The 18,411-nt window shown below is 63.8% G+C and carries 16 protein-coding genes; 8 read left to right on the top strand and 8 right to left on the bottom strand.

Features of this window, described 5'->3' with window-relative positions:
- Position 1 precedes the first annotated feature (1 nt).
- The 4 genes from NHH73_26155 to NHH73_26140 form a co-directional block, all read right to left on the bottom strand.
- Positions 2-973: an ABC transporter permease gene (locus NHH73_26155; GenBank protein ID USX26010.1), complete on the bottom strand. Its 972-nt coding sequence runs from the start codon at positions 971-973 to the stop codon at positions 2-4.
- Positions 974-980: 7 nt separating this feature from the next.
- Complete coding sequence (locus NHH73_26150) at positions 981-2,057, bottom strand: ABC transporter permease (GenBank protein USX29713.1); 1,077 nt, start codon at positions 2,055-2,057, stop codon at positions 981-983.
- On the bottom strand, positions 2,051-3,580 hold the full coding sequence (locus NHH73_26145; protein USX26009.1) for an ABC transporter ATP-binding protein: 1,530 nt from the start codon (positions 3,578-3,580) through the stop codon (positions 2,051-2,053). Before NHH73_26145 ends, NHH73_26150 begins: the two co-directional genes overlap by 7 nt.
- A 113-nt stretch (positions 3,581-3,693) precedes the next feature.
- On the bottom strand, positions 3,694-4,689 hold the full coding sequence (locus NHH73_26140; protein ID USX26008.1) for a BMP family ABC transporter substrate-binding protein: 996 nt from the start codon (positions 4,687-4,689) through the stop codon (positions 3,694-3,696).
- A 591-nt stretch (positions 4,690-5,280) separates the two neighbouring features.
- Here NHH73_26140 and NHH73_26135 point away from each other — a divergent pair.
- From NHH73_26135 to pcp, 4 genes are all read left to right on the top strand, one after another.
- Entirely contained in the window at positions 5,281-7,626 is a 2,346-nt protein-coding gene (locus NHH73_26135; GenBank protein ID USX26007.1) for a TonB-dependent receptor, read from the top strand.
- A gap of 161 nt (positions 7,627-7,787) precedes the next feature.
- Complete coding sequence (locus NHH73_26130) at positions 7,788-8,486, top strand: DUF969 domain-containing protein (GenBank protein ID USX26006.1); 699 nt, start codon at positions 7,788-7,790, stop codon at positions 8,484-8,486.
- Entirely contained in the window at positions 8,483-9,439 is a 957-nt protein-coding gene (locus NHH73_26125; protein USX26005.1) for a DUF979 domain-containing protein, read from the top strand. Before NHH73_26130 ends, NHH73_26125 begins: the two co-directional genes overlap by 4 nt.
- 57 nt (positions 9,440-9,496) lie before the next feature.
- Positions 9,497-10,147 (top strand): pyroglutamyl-peptidase I, encoded by a 651-nt coding sequence (gene pcp / locus NHH73_26120; protein USX26004.1) that lies wholly within the window; start codon positions 9,497-9,499, stop codon positions 10,145-10,147.
- 12 nt (positions 10,148-10,159) lie between these two features.
- On the opposite strand, the gene NHH73_26115 is transcribed toward pcp, so the two are convergent.
- Positions 10,160-11,059 carry an NmrA family NAD(P)-binding protein gene (locus tag NHH73_26115; GenBank protein USX26003.1) on the bottom strand — a complete coding sequence of 300 codons (900 nt, stop codon included), beginning with the start codon at positions 11,057-11,059 and terminating at the stop codon, positions 10,160-10,162.
- A 29-nt stretch (positions 11,060-11,088) separates the two neighbouring features.
- On the opposite strand from NHH73_26115, the gene NHH73_26110 reads away from it, so the two are divergent.
- Positions 11,089-12,060 carry a LysR family transcriptional regulator gene (locus tag NHH73_26110; GenBank protein ID USX26002.1) on the top strand — a complete coding sequence of 324 codons (972 nt, stop codon included), beginning with the start codon at positions 11,089-11,091 and terminating at the stop codon, positions 12,058-12,060.
- A gap of 9 nt (positions 12,061-12,069) precedes the next feature.
- Here the strand turns inward: NHH73_26110 and NHH73_26105 are convergent, their stop codons facing one another.
- Genes NHH73_26105 through NHH73_26095 form a run of 3 tightly spaced genes read right to left on the bottom strand, consistent with a single transcriptional unit; the run spans position 12,070 to position 15,086 of the window.
- Positions 12,070-12,975, bottom strand: a complete 906-nt coding sequence (locus NHH73_26105) for a LysR family transcriptional regulator (protein USX26001.1) — start codon at positions 12,973-12,975, stop codon at positions 12,070-12,072.
- A gap of 26 nt (positions 12,976-13,001) precedes the next feature.
- Complete coding sequence (locus NHH73_26100; GenBank protein ID USX26000.1) at positions 13,002-13,913, bottom strand: pseudouridine-5'-phosphate glycosidase; 912 nt, start codon at positions 13,911-13,913, stop codon at positions 13,002-13,004.
- A gap of 3 nt (positions 13,914-13,916) precedes the next feature.
- Positions 13,917-15,086 (bottom strand): winged helix-turn-helix transcriptional regulator, encoded by a 1,170-nt coding sequence (locus NHH73_26095; GenBank protein USX25999.1) that lies wholly within the window; start codon positions 15,084-15,086, stop codon positions 13,917-13,919.
- 256 nt (positions 15,087-15,342) lie between these two features.
- Here NHH73_26095 and xapA point away from each other — a divergent pair, with 256 nt between their 5' ends.
- The 3 genes from xapA to deoC are packed head-to-tail and all read left to right on the top strand — an operon-like array spanning position 15,343 to position 18,383.
- Complete coding sequence (xapA, locus tag NHH73_26090) at positions 15,343-16,182, top strand: xanthosine phosphorylase (GenBank protein ID USX25998.1); 840 nt, start codon at positions 15,343-15,345, stop codon at positions 16,180-16,182.
- Positions 16,183-16,230: 48 nt separating this feature from the next.
- Positions 16,231-17,424 carry a phosphopentomutase gene (locus NHH73_26085; GenBank protein ID USX25997.1) on the top strand — a complete coding sequence of 398 codons (1,194 nt, stop codon included), beginning with the start codon at positions 16,231-16,233 and terminating at the stop codon, positions 17,422-17,424.
- Positions 17,421-18,383, top strand: a complete 963-nt coding sequence (gene deoC / locus NHH73_26080) for a deoxyribose-phosphate aldolase (GenBank protein USX25996.1) — start codon at positions 17,421-17,423, stop codon at positions 18,381-18,383. Before NHH73_26085 ends, deoC begins: the two co-directional genes overlap by 4 nt.
- The last annotated feature ends 28 nt before the right edge of the window (positions 18,384-18,411 follow it).

Raw genomic sequence — 18,411 nt, 5'->3', positions numbered from 1 at the left:
CTTAGCGCGACTTGACGAACGGGATGCCGAGCGATTTCGGCGCCACCGACTTGGCCATCAAGCCGGCCAGCACGATCACGGTCAGCACGTACGGCACCATCTGGATCATCGCGCCCGGCAGGCGGCCGATGCCCGGCAGTTCCACGCCTTCGATCTGGATTTGCACCGCGCCGAAGAAGCCGAACATCAGGCAGCCCAGGAAGGTGTACAGCGGACGCCAGTTACCGAACACCATCGCGGTCAGCGCCAGGTAGCCGGCGCCGGCCGACATGTCGCGCAGGAAGAAGCCACTCTGCACGATCGACAGGTAGGCGCCAGCGAACGAGCACAGGAAACCGGCGATCAGCATCGCCATGTAGCGCTGGCGCTCGACGCTCACGCCCGCCGCGTCGGCCGCGTGCGGGTTCTCGCCACAGGCGCGCAGGCGCAGGCCGAAGCGGCTGTGATAAACGATCCAGTGCACCAGGGGCACCAGCGCGAAGGCCATGTACACCAGCACCGAATGGCCGCCGATCAGATGCGCGTACACCCAGCCGATGACCGGGATGCCCTCGACCGCCGCCGTCCCGGGCAGCACCACGTCGAACAGCCGCGCGGACCCGAGGTCCGGCGTGCGGCCGCCCTGCTGGAAGATGTACTGCGCCACCACGAAGGTCAGGCCGCTCATGGCGATGTTGATGGCGATGCCGGCCACCAGCTGGTTGCCCTTCTGGGTGATGGCGATGTAGGCCTGCAGGCTGGCCAGCAGCATCGACACCACGATGCCGGCCATGACGCCGTACCACGGGTTCTGCGTGGTGAAGGCGACGGCCGCCGAGACGAACGCCGACGCCAGGATTTTGCCTTCGAGGCCGATGTCGATCACGCCCGAGCGCTCGGCGAACAGGCCGGCCATGCCGGCAAAAATCAGCACCGGCGCGTTGCGCACGGTCGATACCAGGATACTGCCGATATGGAGGTCGTCAAAAGTCATAGTGTCCTCACTTCTTCAGTTTGAGCATTTTGGCGATCACCGGCGCATACAGGTTTTCCATCGCGCCGCAGAACAGGATGATCAATCCCTGCACCAGGATCACCGTCTCCGGCGGGATGTTCTGCTTCTCCAGCGACAGGTCGAAGCCGCCCTGGGTCAGCGCCCCGAACAGCACCGCCGACAGGAAAATGCCGACCGGATGCTGGCGGCCCATCAGCGCGATGGCGATGCCGATGAAGCCCGCGCCGCCGACGAAGTTGAGCGACAGGTAGTGGGTCGAGCCCATGATGGAATTGACCGATCCGAGACCGGCCAGCGCGCCCGAGATCAGCATGACGATGATGATCATCTTGCTGATACGGATGCCCGCGTAGTGGGCGGCGTGTTTGTTCAGGCCCGTGGCGCGCAGCTTGAAGCCCCACGAGGAGCGCGACACCACCACGCCGTAGATCACCAGCGCGATGATCGCCAGGAAGAAGCTGATGTTGAGCGGGGTCTCGCCCAGCACCGGAAACCATTGGTTCAGGCGCGGCATTTCGGCGGCGGCCGCGAAGGCGCGGCTGGCAGGATTTTGCTCGCCCGCCGGCACCAGCTTGACGATCACGGTGTTCATCAGCGCGGCGGCGATGTAGTTGAACATGATGGTGGTGACCACCACGTGGCTGCCGCGCTTCGCTTGCAGATAGCCGGGCACGAAGGCCCACAGCGCGCCGAACAGCGCGGCGCCGATCATGCCGACCGGGATCAGCACCAACGCCGGCAAGGTGCTGTCGAAGGTCAGCATCGCCAGTGTCAGGCCAAGGCCGGCGAAGTACATCTGGCCTTCGGCGCCGATGTTGAACAGGCCCGCTTCCATGGCGATCGACACGGCCAGACCGGTGAAGATGAAAGTGGAAGCGTAGAACAGCGTGTAGCTCAAGCCTTCCGGATTGACGACGGCGCTGTTGATCAGGATCGCCAGCGATTCGGTCGGGCTCTCGCCCAGCAGGTGGATCACCAGCGCGGTCACCAGCAAGGCGGACACCAGGTTCAGAAGGGGCAGGGCAAACGCGGTCGCCCAGCGTGGCAGGTCTTTGTTCATGATTTGTGCATTCCGCCCATCAGCAAGCCGATACGGGTCGTGTCGAATTCTTCAATTTTCAGTTCGCCGGTGATGCGGCCACCGCACATGACGAGGATGCGGTCCGCCAGCGCGCGCACTTCCTCCAGTTCGACCGACACCAGCAGGATGGCCACGCCGGAGTCGCGCAGGGCCAGCAGCTGTTTGTGGATGCTCTCGATGGTGCCGATGTCGACGCCGCGCGTGGGCTGGCCCACCAGCATCAGCTTGGGCTGCGCCAGCACTTCGCGCGCGATCACCACTTTCTGCTGGTTGCCGCCGGAGAGCAGGCCGATACGCAGGTCGTGGTTATCTGGACGCACGTCGAAGCTTTTCATCAGCGCGTCGCAGCGCGCCGCGATGGCCTTGAAGTTAAGCAGGCCCCATTTGTTTTTCAGCTTGTCCTGGTAGCCGAGGATGGTGTTGTGCATGACCGAGAATGCCTTGACGACGCCGTCGCGCAGGCGGTCCTCCGGCACGTGGGCGATGCCCAGTTCGCGGAAAGTGCGCGGCAGGCCGTCCGGATCCGAGCGGCCGGCGTACGGCAGGTCCTTGCCGAGGAATTCCAGCTTGCCGGAGGTCGGCAGGCGCATGCCCGACAGGATCTCCATCAATTCGCTTTGGCCGTTTCCGGAGACGCCGGCGATGGCGACGATCTCGCCGGCGCGCAGCGTGAAGCCGATGTCGGCCAGCAGCTTGACCTGCTGGTCATCGCTGAGCTGAAGGTTCTCGACGCGCAGCACCGGCGCGCCGGGGTTGTACGGCGCGCGCGGCAGGTTGTTTTCGATCGGACGGCCGACCATCATGTTGGCCAGGTCTTCCTTGGTGGTGCCGGCGGTCGGCACGGCGCCGATCACGCGGCCGCCGCGCATCACGGTGACGGTGTCGGTGATGTCGAGGATTTCCTGCAGCTTGTGGGTGATCAGGATGATGGTTTTGCCCTGCTCCTTGAACAGGCGCAGGATCTCGAACAGCGACGCTGTCTCCTGCGCCGTCAGCACGGCGGTCGGCTCGTCGAGGATCAGGATGTTGGCGCTGCGGTATATCTGCTTGAGGATCTCGACGCGCTGCTGCGCGCCCACCGACAGGTCGTGGATGGTGGCCAGCGGATCGACGTCGAGCTGGTAGCGCGCGCAGATCTCGCGCAGCTTTGCCTCGACGGCGGCGCGCTTCGATTGGAGCTTGAACCCGCCCTCGCTGCCCAGCATGACGTTGTCGAGCACCGTCATGTTCTCGACCAGCATGAAGTGCTGGTGCACCATGCCGATGCCGAGCGCGATCGCCTCCTGGCTGTTGTGGATGCGGCGCGCCTGACCATCGAGCAGGATCTCCCCGCCGTCGGCGCGGTAGTAGCCGTACAGGATACTCATCAGGGTCGATTTGCCGGCGCCGTTCTCGCCCACCAGGCCGTGGATCGATCCCTTGGCAATGGCGAAGCTGACATCCGTGTTCGCCTTGACAGCTCCGAAATGCTTGGAGATGCCGCGAAATTCTACTGCTGGCTGCATAGGGTCGTTTTCGGTTCGGTTAGATAGTAAACGCGTAAAACACTAAACGCTTAAAACGTTAAACGCGCCGCTCGGGGGACAACCCCGGCGGCGCGCTCGTGTTCAAACTGGTGTCAGACCGGGCAGGCCGCGCCGGAACGGATATCGAAGACCTTCACTTTGCCGTCGATGATGTCCTTGCGCGCGCCCAGCACGCGCTTTTCGATCTCCGGCGTGATCAGCGAACGATTGTTGGCGTCCAGCGCCCAATCGACGCCGCCTTCCTTGATGCCCTTGGCGGTCACGCCGGCCTTCCAGGTGCCGGCCTTGACCTGCATGAAGGAGTCGTAGACGGCGTTGTCGACGCGCTTGACCATCGAAGTCAGGATCGCACCCGGATACAGGTGGTTCTGGTTGGAGTCGACGCCGATGGCCAGCTTGCCTTTTTCCTTGGCCGTCTGCAGCGTGCCGAGGCCCGAACCGCCGGCCACCGCGAATACCACGTCGACGCCGCGGTCGAACTGCGAGCGGGCCAGCTCACCGCCCTTGGCAGGGTTGTTCCACGAGTCGGCGGTGGTGCCGACCATGTTGGAGGTGACATCGACCTTTTTGTCGACCGCCTTCGCGCCCTGGGTGTAGCCGCAGGCGAAGGTGCGGATCAGCGGGATGTCGACACCGCCGATGAAGCCGAGTTTTTTGGTTTTGGACGCCATCGCGGCGGCCACGCCGACCAAATACGAGCCTTCTTCTTCCTTGAAGGTGATCGAGTTGATGTTGGCGCCTTGCGCCACGCCGTCGATCAGCACGAAACGCACCTTCGGGAATTCCTTGGCGACCTTCTGCACGGCCGACTGCTGGGCGAAGCCGATCGAGGCGATCAAGTCCATGTTCTTGCGCGCGAGGCCGCGCAGCACTTGCTCGGCCTGGGTGTCGCTGGAGGCTTGCACCTCGGTGAAATTGATATTGGTTTCCTTCTTGAAGCGCGAGGCGCCTTCAAAAGCGGACTGGTTGAACGATTTGTCGAACTTGCCGCCCGCGTCATACACGATGGCCAGTTTTGGATCCGCCGCGGACGCGCTGGCAGCGATACAGATAGCTGCAACCGTCAAACTAAGTTGTGAAAGTTTCATGAGTAGGCTCCTGGAAGATCGATATTGTATATTTTTATTGGACGAAACATATAATCCGGTGCCGTTTTATGGCGGCAAACCCCTGATTTTTAGAGCGTTACCTCTGACTTGGCCGCTTCCCGCCACCACGGGGCGTCGAAAGCTTGTCTAAATTGCAGCGCGCGTCAACCCGTCTTGCGCGCCCGCCAGGTCCGTCCGCGGCGCCTATGTCGCACTGCCGCAACAGTCGGCGCCAAATTAAATATTTTTGTATTGTTGCTTTTTGTCCTGTTGGAAAAACTTCCTGCCGTTCGGATAAGCCGGGCGCCACGCATCAAGCGGGCTGGGCCAGCGGCCCCCTGTCATTCTCAAATACCCTTCATTGCTGCAAGCCACCAGCGTTTCCGCTGGGGAATCGGCTATTTTTTAGGCAATCCGTCACTATGCATCACCATGGATATGTACGACAAATTCGATTTTATTTAGTCATTTATATAAAATAGATATGAATCGAACCATGGAAAAAGTAGGTTTATGTCATTTTTTTCCATGCTAGGATGATCGGAATAACTACAAATACCATCCAAACTTATACAACCGGGAGCAGCATTTATGAGCAAGAACAGTAGTGGTTTCGCAGCGCGGTCGTTGATCGCCCTGGCCGTGGCGAGCGCCTTCCCGCTGCACATGGCCCTGGCCACCGAAGCGGGCGCGAACGCCCAGCCGGCAGCCGCTGAGGGACAAGACGCTGCGGCTGCGCCCGCCGCCACCGGCAGCACCGGCAACCAGCTGGAAACCGTGATCGTGACCGCGCAGCGCCGCGCCGAGAACATCAAGGACGTGCCGATGTCGATCGCCACCATCAAAGGCGACAAGCTCGACGTGCTGACCTCCGGCGCCGGCGACATCCGCGTGCTGTCGGGCCGCTCGCCCTCCCTGAACATCGAATCGGACTACGGCCGCGCCTTCCCGCGCTTCTACATTCGCGGTCTGGGCAACACCGACTTCGACCTGAACGCCTCGCAGCCGGTTGGCTACGTGATGGACGACATCGTCCAGGAAAACGCCATGCTCAAGGGCTTCCCGGTATTCGACGTCGACCAGGTCGAAGTGCTGCGCGGCCCGCAGGGCACGCTGTTCGGCCGTAACTCCCCGGCCGGCGTGATCAAGTTCGACTCGGCCAAGCCGGTCTTCAAGCAGGAAGGCTATTTGCAGCTGGGCATCGGCAACTACTCGGCCAAGAATGTCGAAGGCGCGTTCAACTTCCCGGTCAGCGACACCGTTGCGCTGCGCTTCTCCGGCACCAGCCAGCACCGCGACGACCGCGTGCACAACACCAACCCGACCCCGGGCAAGGGCACCCAGGACTTCGAAGGCTACGGCGACAACGCCTTCCGCCTTCAGGCGCTGGTGCAGCCGAACAAGGATTTCAGCGCACTGTTTAACTACCACCAGCGCAACTACCATGGCAGCGCCACCCTGTTCCGCGCCAACATCATCAAGCAGGGCACCAACGACATCGTTGACGGTTTCGACTACGGTTCCTACCCGACCGACGGCGTCAACTACCAGAAGCTGGAAACCAAGGGCGGCAGCATGCGCCTGAAGTACAACGCGGGCGATATTACGCTGCACTCGATCACCGGCTACGAAAAACTCAAGTTCAACAGCCGCGCCGACGTCGACGGCGGTTATGGCGCCGTGTTCGCGCCGCCATACGGCCCGGGCCGTATTCCGTTCCCGGTCGAGACCGCCGACTTGTTGCCGGACCACAAGCAGTTCACGCAAGAGTTCCGCGCCGAGTCCAACTACGCCGGCCCGCTGCAATGGATCGGTGGGCTGTTCTATTTCAAGGAAAACATCCAGATCGACAGTATCAGCTTCGACTCGTTCGCTGCTGGCAATCCGCAGAACACCGCCTTCGCGCGCCAGTTCCAGGATTCGAAATCGTGGGCCGCGTTCGGTTCGCTGAACTACACGGTGTCCGAGAAACTGAAAGTGCGCGGCGGCGTTCGCTACACCAGCGACAAGAAGGACTTCAGCGCCTCGCGCACCGACTTCAACGCCGCCAACGCGCTGGTGACGGCGTCGCACGCGTTGAACAGCGACTCGAGCAACATCAGCTGGGACGCCAGCGGCACTTACGAACTGGACAAGAACACCAACCTGTTCGCCCGCGTGGCCACCGGCTACCGCGCGCCGTCGATGCAGGGGCGCCTCAACGGCCTGGCCGACGTGCCGTCGATGGCCGGCGCCGAAAAGGCGCTGTCGTTCGAGGCCGGCGTCAAGCAGGACCTGTTCGACAGGCGCGCCCGCCTGAGCGCGGCCGTGTTCCAGTATCGCGTCAAGGACAAGCAGCTGACCGCCGGCAGCGGCACCATCAACATGAACCAGCTGCTCAACGCCGACAAGGTCACCGGCCAGGGTGTCGAGCTCGACTTCCAGGCCAACCTGGGCTACGGCTTCAGCACCACCGCCGGCTACAGCTTCAACGACACCGAGATCAAGGACCCGCGGGTGCGCGTGCAATATTGCGGCAACCTGGCCAACAACGCCGGCCTCGGTTGCACCCCGACCGATCCGGTGGCCGTCGGCTTCCCTGGCAACGTCCTGATCGACGGCAACGACCTGCCGCGCGCGCCGCGCCACCAGGCCAACTTCACGCTCAAGTACAGCACCGACGTCGCCAACGGCGAACTGTATGCGCTGACGGACTGGAGCTATCGCAGCGGCTACAACTTCTTCCTCTACACCGCGCCGGAATACCGCGCCAAGTCGCTGGTTGAAGGCGGCGTGCGGGTCGGCTACAAATGGGGCGACGGCAAGTATGAAGTGGCCGCCTTCGGCCGCAACATCACCAACAAGATCGTCCTGCTCAGCGCCATCGAGTTCGACAACCTGACCGGCATGCTCAACGAACCGCGCACGTGGGGCGCCACGTTCAAAGTCAACTTCTAACCTGAAGCCATGACCGGATCCCCGCGCATCGCAAGGTGCGCGGGGATTTTTACATCCGGGGTCAGGTCCACCATTTCTACACGGGCTGGAGCGTAGGCCGGTGGCGCGGCGCCTGACAGTCCGGCTCGTGTAGCATTGGTGGACCTGACCCCGGAGTTGAAATGAATCACACTGTTAATCTTTGGCCGTTGCTTGGCGTGGCCGTTATCATTCTTGGTTTCGCGTTGCGCGCGCATCCGGTGCTGGTGGTGATCGCCGCCTGCGCTGTCACCGGTTTCGCGGCGGCGATGGACGTGGGGCATCTGTTGGCGGTGCTGGGCGCGGCCTTCATCAAGACCCGCAACCTGCCGCTGATTTTGCTGCTGCCGCTGGCGGCCATCGGCCTGCTGGAACGCTACGGGTTGAAGGAGCACGCGCAGGCGTCGATCGCGCGCATCAAGTCGGCCACCACCGGACGCCTGCTGATCGTCTATCTGGCGATCCGCGAGATCACCGCGGCCTTCGGCCTGACCAGCATCGGCGGCCATCCGAACATGGTGCGCCCGCTGATCGCGCCGATGGCCGAGGGCGCGGCCGAGAACCGCTACCCGGCGCTGACCGACGCGCTGCGCCACCGCATCCGCGCCATGTCCGCCGCCACCGACAACGTCGGCCTGTTCTTCGGCGAGGACGTGTTCGTGGCCTTCGGCGCCATCGTGCTGATGCAAACCATCCTGCGCGGCGAGGGCATCGAGGTCGATCCGCTGCATATCGCGATGTGGGGCATCCCGACGGCGGTGACGGCCTTCATCATCCACTCCTGGCGGCTGCACCGGCTCGACGCCCACATCGCCCGCGCGATGATGAAGGGCCAGCCATGATACTGAGGCTCGACTTTTTCTACCTGGTGCTGGGCGCGATGCTGCTGATGATCGCCGTCATGGCGCTGCGCGACCCCCACAATCCCAAGCGCTATTCCAGCGCGCTGTTCTGGGCCTTGTACGCGGTGGTCTACCTGGCCGGAGACTGGCTGTCGCCGGTGGCGGCGGGCGCAGTGATGGTGGTGATGGCGCTGATCGCAGGCTTCGGCGGCGTCACGCTCGGACGCTACGGCGAGCGCTCGCCCGAGCAGCGCCGCGACAGCGCGCAGCGGCTCGGCCACAAGCTGCTGATCCCCGCGTTGATCATTCCAATCACGACGATGATCGGTTCGACCTTGCTGAAGGACGTAAAATTCGACGGCCTGTTCCTGCTCGACCCGAAGAACACGACCCTGGTCAGCCTCGGATGCGGTTCGCTGTTCGCCGTCGCCACCGCGTGCTGGCTGACGCGCGCCACGCCGCTGCAGGCGATGCGCGAGTCGCGCCGGCTGGTCGACCATCTGGGCTGGGCGGTTGTGCTGCCGCACATGCTGGCGGTGCTTGGCTTGTTGTTCACCGAGGCGGGCATGGGCAAGGCCGTGGCGCACGTGGTCACCTCGTACATCAACATGGATGTGAAGCTGGTGGCGGTGGCGGTGTACTGCATCGGCATGGCGCTGTTCACCATCATCATGGGCAACGGCTTCGCCGCCTTCCCGGTGATCGCCGGCGGCGTCGGCATCCCGGTGCTGGTGGGGGTGTACCACGCGAACCCCGCAGTCATGGCGGCCATCGGCATGTTCAGCGCCTACTGCGGCACCTTGATGACGCCAATGGCGGCGAACTTCAACATCGTGCCGGCGGCGTTGCTGGAGCTGCCCGACAAAAACGCGGTGGTCAAAATCCAGGTGGCGACGGCGCTGCCGCTATTGCTTGCTAATATTGCACTACTGTATTTTCTTCTGAACATGTAAACGACAATCATTTAGGTTAGAGTAGCGATCTGGTAGTGAAGTTGGGAGTCAAAGCGGATGAAAAAGATCATATTGTTGACGGGTTTCGAACCCTTCAATCAGGAGACGATCAACCCTTCCTGGGAAGCGGTACGCGCCCTGCAGGGCTGGCATGAAGGGGACTTCGTCGTGCATGCGCGCCAATTGCCTTGCGTGTTCGGACAGGCGAAGAAGGCGATGCACCAGGCGGTGGAGGAACTGCAGCCGAGTATCGTGATCGCCGTCGGCCAGGCCGGCGGCCGCGTCGACCTGTCGATCGAACGCGTCGCCATCAACGTCGACGACGCGCCCATCGCGGACAACCAGATGCGCCAGATCGTCGACCAGCCCATCGTCACCGGCGGTCCCGCCGCCTACTTCTCCACGTTGCCGATCAAGGCGATCGTGCAGGCGCTGCGCGATGCCGGCCTGCCGTCGTCGGTGTCGCAAAGCGCCGGCACCTTCGTTTGCAACCACGTGTTCTACGGCTTGATGCACCAGGCCAGCGAGTGGGGCACGACCATGCGCGCCGGCTTTATCCATATTCCTTATCTGCCGCAGCAGGCGGCTTCGCATCCGGGTTCGGCCAGCATGCGGCTCGACGACATGGTCGAAGGCCTGCGCATCGCCATCCGCACCACGCTCGCGCACACTGTCGATGTGCGCGCGGCGGGTGGCGTGACGCACTAACCGCAGCAAGCTTTATCGCTGACGCTGTACCAGTTCGACGATGACTTGTTCGAGCGCCGTCGTTCCTGTCCATGCCAGCGCGGTGGGATCGCTCTTGATGTCGATATGCGCGCTATTCAGGCCACAGGTCATTTCGGTGAAACCGGCCAAGGCGGCCGCTGAGAATCCGGCATCCGCCAGCGCTTTGGGCCATTCTGCCTGGGGCAGGACCGCCACGCCGACAGGCTTCCGAAGCGTGGCTGAAATAATGGTCGCGACTTCATTCGGCGTGTAGTCTTTTGGACCCGCGAGGGTGGCGACGGACGTTCCAGTGCTGTCTTGTCTTAGCAATGCCGCCGCAGTGCTACCCACATCGGCCGTCGCCACCATCGGTAGCGCGCGCTCTGGGGGCGACAGGAACGTCGGCAGGGTGCCGCTGCGCATGGCCTGTCCCACCATAGGCATCCAGTTCTCCATGAAGTAGGCCGCGCGCAGGAAGATGACGGCCACTCCGGCGTCGCCCAACCGCTGTTCGAACATGCGGTTCATCCCGATCCATCCCGTTCCACTTTCACGGTCGGCACCCACCGAGGACAGCGCCACTAGCCTGGGCACGTCCGCGGCCACAGCGGCGCGCGCCGTGGTATCGGCGATCAAGGCGACCCTCTCGAACAGGTCTTCACGGCCGTACTGCTGCGGACTGACGACATAGGCGCCCCGCGCCCGGCTGAGCGCCCTGGTCATCGATGCCAGGTCTGTCAGGTCGGCCACGGCAACCTCCGCGCCGCGTTCGGCCCACGGCCGGCCCTTGGCCGGGTCGCGCACCACCACGCGCACCGGATCGCCGGCGCGCAACAGCGCATCGGCGGTGGCGGCGCCGGTGCGGCCGGTCACGCCGAATACCACGTAGGGAAGAGGGGTGGAAGCAGTCATATAAAAATCTCCTGTTCAGATGAACCGGAATGGTGGATGATGCCCCGACATACATCAATGGCATGAAAGTCATGGTCAACATGCACCAAGTGGATTTATCGACGGTCGATCTCAATCTGTTAAAGCTGTTCGAGGCGCTGGTTCGGGAGCGGAGCGTGACCCAGGCGGGCCTGCACCTGGGATTGAGCCAACCGGCCGCCAGCCGCGCGCTGCGGCGGCTGCGCACGATGCTGGGCGATCGCCTGGTGGTGCGCGGCAGGCTGGGACTGGAGCTGACGCCGCGCGGGGCGACGCTGGCGGGGCCGGTGGCCAAGCTCCTCGAAGATGCCCGGGGCATCGTCTCGCCTGCCGTCTTCGATCCCGCCTCCGCGACAGGGCGCATCACGATCGCCGCCCACGACCATCTGAGCATGACGGTCCTCGCCGGGTTGGCCGCCCGCTTCGAGCGTGATGCGCCTGCGCTCAGCCTCCATATCGCGCCGCCGGCCGGGGACAACGTTCGGCTGATCGAGCAGGGCGGCGCGGATTTGGCGCTGGGCGTTTTCCAGGCGCTGCCCGGCAGTTTGCATCGGCGCGGCCTTTACGCCGATCGGCTGGTGTGCGTGGTCAGGTCAGGCCACCCGGAGGTGGCGGACGGACTTCGTATGGAGCGTTATGCGACCTTGCGCCACATTGCCGTGACCATTTCAGGGACTGGGGAAAGCGCGGTCGACGTCGCGCTGTCGGCGCTGGGGCTTGGCCGCCACGTCGCGCTGCGCGTTCCCCACTTTTTGGCCGGTGCGATGCTGGTGGCCGACAGCGACATGATACTCACCATGCCAAGCCGCCTGGCGCGCCTGCTCGCGCAAAGGCTGCCGCTCGCGGTGCTGGATCTGCCGCTGGAGGTTGCGCCTTTGTCGCCGGCGATGATCTGGCACGAGCGCTTTCAACGCGACCCCGCCCATATCTGGGTGCGGCAGCAGCTTGTCGACGTCGTCGCGTCGTTCGATACGATCAACTAGGCCGATCAACTAAGCCGGCTTCGAAGGATTGAGGATGTTCAGGAACGCCCGCACCACCGGTGCGTCGTCCAGCGTGGTGTAGGTGATGTACAGATTGGCCGATGGCGGGTTGCTGCGGATCGGCAGGAACACCACGCCCGGCCAGCCGATGCGGCTGGTGGTCTCGGGCAGCAGCGCCACGCCCAGGCCCGCGCCCACCATCGCCAGCAAGGTTTGCGGCTCGGACGCTTCCTGGAAAATCGTCGGCTGGAAGCCTGCCTTCACGCAGCACTGGATCAGATAGCGCGGGAACGAGGATTTGTCGAGCGCCAGCGTGAGCATCGGTTCGTCGGCGATGTCCATCAACTCGATCGACTCCTCTTTCGCCAGCGGGTGGTGCTCGTTGATGGCCACGCACACGTCCTCGCGGAAGCACAGTTCCTGGCGCAGGTTGTCCTGCTTCAGGTCATCCTCGTCGAGCTTGGGCTCGCGCCAGAAACCGACGTCCACCTGCTTGGCGCGCAGCGCCTCGTACTGCAAGGTCGGCCCCAGTTCGTGCAGGGTCCACGTCACGCGCGGGAACTTGGTCTGGAACTCCTCGAGCAAACTGGGAATCGGTCCCCACATCGCCGAGCCGACGATGCCCACCCGCAGGCGTCCCACTTCGCCGCGGTCGATCTGGCGGATGGTGTCGATCGTCATGCGCATCTTCGCCAGCAGCTCGGACGCCTCGCTCATGAGCGCCTTGCCGGCCACCGTCAGCTCGAAGGTGCGGGTGGTGCGGGCGAACAGTTTGACACCGAGCTCGCTCTCCAGTTTCATGATCTGCTGGCTCAGTGGCGGCTGCGAGATGTGCAGGCGTTCGGCGGCGCGGCTAAAGCTCTTTTCCTCGGCGACGGCCAGGAAGTACCTCAGTTGTTTCAGATCGATGGACATGGCGGGCCTGGTGTCGGGAATCTCGATTAGTGCGACTGCATGGCGCAGGCCAGCGCGGCGCCGCAGCGGGCGTTGTTCTTCACCAGCGCGATGTTGGTGGCCAGGCTGCGGCCCTCCGTCAGCTGCTTGATGCGGCCGAGCAGGAACGGCGTGACGTTCTTGCCGGTGACGCCTTGCGCGTCCGCTTCGCCCAGCGCCTGGAGGGTAATGGCGTCGATCTCCGCGTTCGGCATCGCTTCCGCTTCCGGCACCGGATTGCTGACGACGATGCCGCCTGCGAGGCCCAGCTGCCACTTGGTCTGGATGAAGGCCGCCTGCTCGGCCGGGGTATCGAGCTGGAAGTCGGCGTTGAAGCCGCTCTCGCGCGTGAAGAAGGCGGGGAATCCGCGCTGGCCGACGCTGACCACCGGTACGCCGTGCGTCTCCAGGTATTCCAGGGTCAGGCCGATGTCGAGGATGGATTTGACGCCCGCGCACACCACCGCCACCGAGGTACGCGCCAGTTCCTGCAGGTCGGCCGAGATATCGAAGCTGGTTTCCGCACCCCGGTGCACGCCGCCGATGCCGCCGGTGACAAACACCTGGATGTCCGCCAGTGCCGCGCAGATCATCGTCGCCGCCACGGTGGTGGCGCCCAGTTTCGATTGCGCCAGCACGTAGGCCAGGTCGCGGCGGCTGACCTTCATCGCCTCAGGTGAGGTGCCCAGCAATTCGAGCTGCTCGTCCGACAGGCCGATGCAGATCTTGCCCCCCATGACGGCGATGGTGGCCGGCACGGCGCCGCCGTCGCGGATGATTTGCTCGACTTCGCGCGCCATCTGTACGTTTTGCGGGTACGGCATGCCGTGCGAGATGATGGTCGACTCCAGCGCGACGATCGGTTTGCCGGCGGCGCGGGCGGCGGCCACTTCGGGCGAGAACAGGAGGAATTGGTGCATGGGTCAGTCCTTATGGGGGAAGAGGGGAGGCTCGAAGGTCGAATAAACCGGCGGCATCGGGGCGATCGGCGTGGGATAAAAATCCTGGATCTCGTCGAGGATGTCGGCGGCCAGCATGGGCGATACCGTCTCGTGGCTTTCCAGTGTCATCGCGGCCACCTTCAGGCCGCGCCGGCAGGCCAGGGTCAGATCCTGGCTGCCCTGGTACAGCGACCAGCAGACCGCGGCCGAAAAGGCGTCGCCGGCGCCGGTGACGTCGACCACGTCCACCTCCTGGGCGGCCAGCCATACCAGCTCCCCGTCGCGGGTGTGGAACACGCCCTGGCCGCCGCAGGTGACGATGACATCCCGGGCGCCGCGCGCCAGTACGGCGCGGCAAGCCAGGCGCACGTCGGCCTCGGTCGGCAGCGCGCGGTCGGCCAGCGTTTCGAGTTCGCCGCGATTGAGTATCAGCAGGCGCAGGCCGGTCAGGTCGGCCGGCAGGCGCGCCATCTTCGGCTGCGACACGGCCACCAATATCAGCGGCACATTGTCGGCGCGGGCGCCATCGAGCAGCACGCTGACGCTGTCGGCCGGCAGGTTCAGGTCCGCCACCGTCATCGACGCGGCGGCGCGCTGCGGCAGCCGGTTGGCCAGGAACTCCGGTGTCATGCGGTCGTACAGCGTCATGTCGGCCAGCGCCACGACCAATTCGCCGCGCTCGTCGAGGATGGCGGTGTAGGTGCCGGTGGCGGTGTCGGTCAGGTTCAGCGAGCCGCGCATGTCGATGCCGGCGGTTTCCGCGTGGTCGCGCAGCGCGCGCCCGGCGCCGTCGTCGCCCAGGGCGGTCAGCAGCGCGGTCGGCAGATTCAGGCGCGCCAGGTTCTCGGCGATGTTGCGTGCCACGCCGCCGTAGACTTCCTCGGCGGTGGCCGGATTGGACGTCCCCAGCTGCATGGCGGCGATGCTGCGCAGTTTGCGGTCCAGGTTGGCCGCGCCGATGCACAGCACGGGGCGTTTATCGGGCAGCACGTAGGCGCGGCCCAGCAGACGGCGCTCGCGGATCAGGCTGGCGATGTGGCCGGCCACGGCCGAGCGCGACAGGCGCAGCCCGACCGCCAGATCCTGCTGGGAGATGAATGGGTTGGCGCGGATCAACTCGTAGAGCTGCTCTTTTTTAGAAATATCGTTCACGGTCGGCCTTAAAACATTTGTCCGATATAATAAACATTTGTTTGTTAATGGTCAATCAAGGCGTAAGACGCTGCGCGTGCTCAGTTGACAGGCACTGATAATACCCCTGATTTATACGGGTTTTGTATAAATGCGGAAGAAAAATGGTATTTGCCATACATATAGAGAATGATGCATAGTGTCAGTATCCGCAGTAAAACTTCAATCGGCCAACCTACGGCCCGCAGCGCGTCATCTATAAAAACAGAGGATAACCATGTCGAATAACTCCCCATTCCAGGCCGCCGAAATCATCCGCGCGCGCATTCCCGCCGATTTCAAGCCGCGCGTCGCCATGATCCTGGGTTCCGGCCTGGGCGTGCTGGCCGAGCAGATGACCGACGCGGTCACCATCAGCTTCAACGAACTGCCAGGCTTCCCGATCAGTACCGTGCACGGTCACGCCGGTGAACTGGTGATCGGCACCTTGTCCGGCGTGGCGGTGGTGTGCATGAAGGGCCGTGGCCACGTCTACGAAGGCTACGGTCTGGGCGTGATGACCAGCGCCGTGCGCACCATGAAGCTGCTGGGCTGCGAGATGCTGTTCGTGACCAACGCCGCCGGTTCGCTGCGCACCGAAGTCGACGCCGGCGCGCTGGTCGCGCTGACCGACCATATCAACTTCATGCCCGGCACGCCGATGATGGGCCCCAACGACGAGCGTTTCGGTCCGCGTTTCTTCAGCATGGCCAACGCCTACGACGCCGACCTGCGCGCGCTGCTGTTGAAGTCCGCCGAAGAGAAGAATGTGACCCTGCACCAGGGCGTTTACATCGCCTACGCCGGTCCGAACTTCGAAACCCCGGCAGAAATCCGCGCCTTCAAGATGCTGGGCGCCGATGTCGTCGGCATGTCGGTGGTGCCGGAAGTAGTGTCGGCGCGTCATTGTGGTTTGAAGGTGGTTGGCGTTTCGGCTGTCACCAATCTGGCCGAGGGCTTGTCGCCGTTCCCGCTGTCGCACGAGCAGACCTTGAAGTATGCGGCCATCGCCGCGACGTCGCTGATTGAAGTCATCCTCGGCTTCCTGGCCAACGTGGCCAAAACACCGCAGGCGTAAGAACCCGAAGGGCGGCTAGGCCGCCTTTTTTGCTTTTTGGAGCACACTATGAAACGCGCATTTATCCTGCTGCTGGACTCCTTCGGTCTGGGCGCCACGCCCGACGCAGCCAAATACAACGACGTCGGCGCCAACACCTTCGGCCATATCGCCGCCTGGGCCGCCAAGACCGGCAAGCCGATGTCGCTGCCGACGATGGAAAAACTGGGCCTGGCCGCCGCCGCCCATGCCGCCAGCGGCGAATGGGCCGAGGGCTTCGCGCAGCGCGACGGCTTCACCGCCGCCTACGGCGCCGCGCGCGAGCGCTCGACCGGCAAGGACACACAGTCCGGCCACTGGGAAATCGCCGGCGTGCCGGTGGAATTCGACTGGGGCTACTTCCCGAAGACGGTGCCGTCGTTCCCCGCCGAGCTGACCCAAAAGCTGCAGGAGCTGACCGGCGTGCCGGGCTTCCTGGGCGACTGCCACGCCTCCGGCACGGAAATCATCAACAAGCATGGCGATGAACACGTCGCCACCGGCAAGCTGATTATCTACACCTCGGCCGACTCGGTGCTGCAGATCGCCGCGCACGAGGAGTCGTTCGGCCTGGAGCGCCTGTACGAAGTGTGCGAGATCGCCTTCAAACTGGTCGAGCCGTACAACATCGGCCGCGTGATCGCGCGTCCGTTCACGGGCGCCAACGGCAACTACATCCGCACCACCAACCGTCATGATTACGCCGTCGCGCCGCCGGCGCCGACCTTGCTGGACCACGTCAAAAACGATGGCGGCGAAGTCATCGCCCTCGGCAAGATCAGCGATATCTTCGCCACCCAGGGCGTATCGCGCGTGGTCAAGGGCAAGGACAACATGGCGCTGTTCGACGCGCTGATGAAGGTCGAACAGGAAGCCGGCGACAAGTCGCTGACGTTCGTGAACTTCGTCGACTTCGACCAGGCCTTCGGCCACCGCCGCGACGTCACCGGCTACTCGAACGCGCTGCACGAGATGGACGCGCGCCTGCCGGAATTCATCGCCCAGCTCAAAGAGGGCGACCTGGTGGTGATCACCGCCGACCATGGCTGCGATCCGACCTGGCCGGGCTCCGACCACACCCGCGAGCACATTCCGATGATCTTCTTCGGTCCGGGCGTGAAGGCGCAGCAGCTGCCTATCTCCGAAACCTTCTCCGACATCGGCCAGACGCTGGCCCATCACCTCGGCGTGAAACCACTTTCCCACGGAAGCAATCTGTTATGAGCGTAATTACTGATTTCAAACGTAATGAAGCGGTCCCGCTGGACCTGGGCTGGATCAACCATATCCACATCAACAAGAGCGCGGCCGACCGTCGCGCCGCCAGTCTGGCCAACCGCCGCACCGTCAAGAAGGAATACCAGGCCGCGTGGCTGGTCAAGGCCATCGGCCTGATCGACCTGACCACCTTGTCCGGCGACGATACCCCGGGCCGCGTCGAGCGCCTGTGCATGAAGGCCATGCGTCCGCTGCGTTCGGACCTGGTCGAGGCATTGGGCCTGCAGGACGTCAAGCTGGCCACCGGCGCCGTCTGCGTGTACCACGAGATGATCAAGCCGGCGGTGCAGGTGCTGCAAGGCCGCCTGCCGATCGCCGCCGTGTCGACCGGCTTCCCGGCCGGCCTGACCAGCATGGAAACCAAGGTGCGCGAGATCGAATTGTCGGTCGCCGCCGGCGCCAGCGAAATCGATATCGTCATCACCCGCCAACACGTGTTGACGGGTAACTGGCAGGCGCTGTATGACGAGATGGTGGCGTACCGCCAGGCTTGCGGCGAAGCGCACGTGAAGGCGATCCTGGCGACCGGTGAACTGGTCACCCTGGAAAACGTGGCCAAGGCGTCGTGGGTCTGCATGATGGCCGGCGCGGACTTCATCAAGACCTCGACCGGCAAGGAGCCGGTCAACGCGACGATTCCCGTCTCGCTGACGATGGTGCGGGCGATCCGCGACTATTACGAGCAGACCGGCTTCAAGATCGGCTACAAGCCGGCGGGCGGTGTCGGCACGGCCAAGGCCGCGCTGCAGTACCTGACCCTGATGAAGGAGGAGCTGGGCAACGAGTGGCTGGAGCCGCACCTGTTCCGCATCGGCGCATCCAGCCTGCTGACCGACATCGAGCGTCAGCTTGAGCACTATGTGACCGGGAACTACTCGGCCGCTCATCGCCACGCACAACCTTAATACGGACCACGTCATGCCATCTATTAAA

The sequence above is a fragment of the Oxalobacteraceae bacterium OTU3CINTB1 genome, from assembly GCA_024123955.1.
GTDB lineage: Bacteria > Pseudomonadota > Gammaproteobacteria > Burkholderiales > Burkholderiaceae_D > Rugamonas.
The sequence above is the reverse complement of the archived record's forward strand: the minus strand, read 5'-3'. Positions and strand labels throughout refer to the sequence as shown.

Excerpts from the sequence above, each read along its gene's own strand:
- pcp (USX26004.1), top strand. The coding sequence starts at position 9,497 with ATGAAAAAGATCATATTGTTGACGGGTTTCGAACCCTTCAATCAGGAG.
- NHH73_26135 (USX26007.1), top strand. The coding sequence starts at position 5,281 with ATGAGCAAGAACAGTAGTGGTTTCGCAGCGCGGTCGTTGATCGCCCTG.
- NHH73_26125 (USX26005.1), top strand. The coding sequence starts at position 8,483 with ATGATACTGAGGCTCGACTTTTTCTACCTGGTGCTGGGCGCGATGCTG.
- NHH73_26085 (USX25997.1), top strand. The coding sequence starts at position 16,231 with ATGAAACGCGCATTTATCCTGCTGCTGGACTCCTTCGGTCTGGGCGCC.
- NHH73_26130 (USX26006.1), top strand. The coding sequence starts at position 7,788 with ATGAATCACACTGTTAATCTTTGGCCGTTGCTTGGCGTGGCCGTTATC.
- NHH73_26115 (USX26003.1), bottom strand. The coding sequence starts at position 11,059 with ATGACTGCTTCCACCCCTCTTCCCTACGTGGTATTCGGCGTGACCGGC.
- NHH73_26105 (USX26001.1), bottom strand. The coding sequence starts at position 12,975 with ATGTCCATCGATCTGAAACAACTGAGGTACTTCCTGGCCGTCGCCGAG.
- NHH73_26155 (USX26010.1), bottom strand. The coding sequence starts at position 973 with ATGACTTTTGACGACCTCCATATCGGCAGTATCCTGGTATCGACCGTG.
- NHH73_26100 (USX26000.1), bottom strand. The coding sequence starts at position 13,913 with ATGCACCAATTCCTCCTGTTCTCGCCCGAAGTGGCCGCCGCCCGCGCC.
- NHH73_26110 (USX26002.1), top strand. The coding sequence starts at position 11,089 with ATGGTGGATGATGCCCCGACATACATCAATGGCATGAAAGTCATGGTC.
- xapA (USX25998.1), top strand. The coding sequence starts at position 15,343 with ATGTCGAATAACTCCCCATTCCAGGCCGCCGAAATCATCCGCGCGCGC.
- NHH73_26145 (USX26009.1), bottom strand. The coding sequence starts at position 3,580 with ATGCAGCCAGCAGTAGAATTTCGCGGCATCTCCAAGCATTTCGGAGCT.
- NHH73_26140 (USX26008.1), bottom strand. The coding sequence starts at position 4,689 with ATGAAACTTTCACAACTTAGTTTGACGGTTGCAGCTATCTGTATCGCT.
- deoC (USX25996.1), top strand. The coding sequence starts at position 17,421 with ATGAGCGTAATTACTGATTTCAAACGTAATGAAGCGGTCCCGCTGGAC.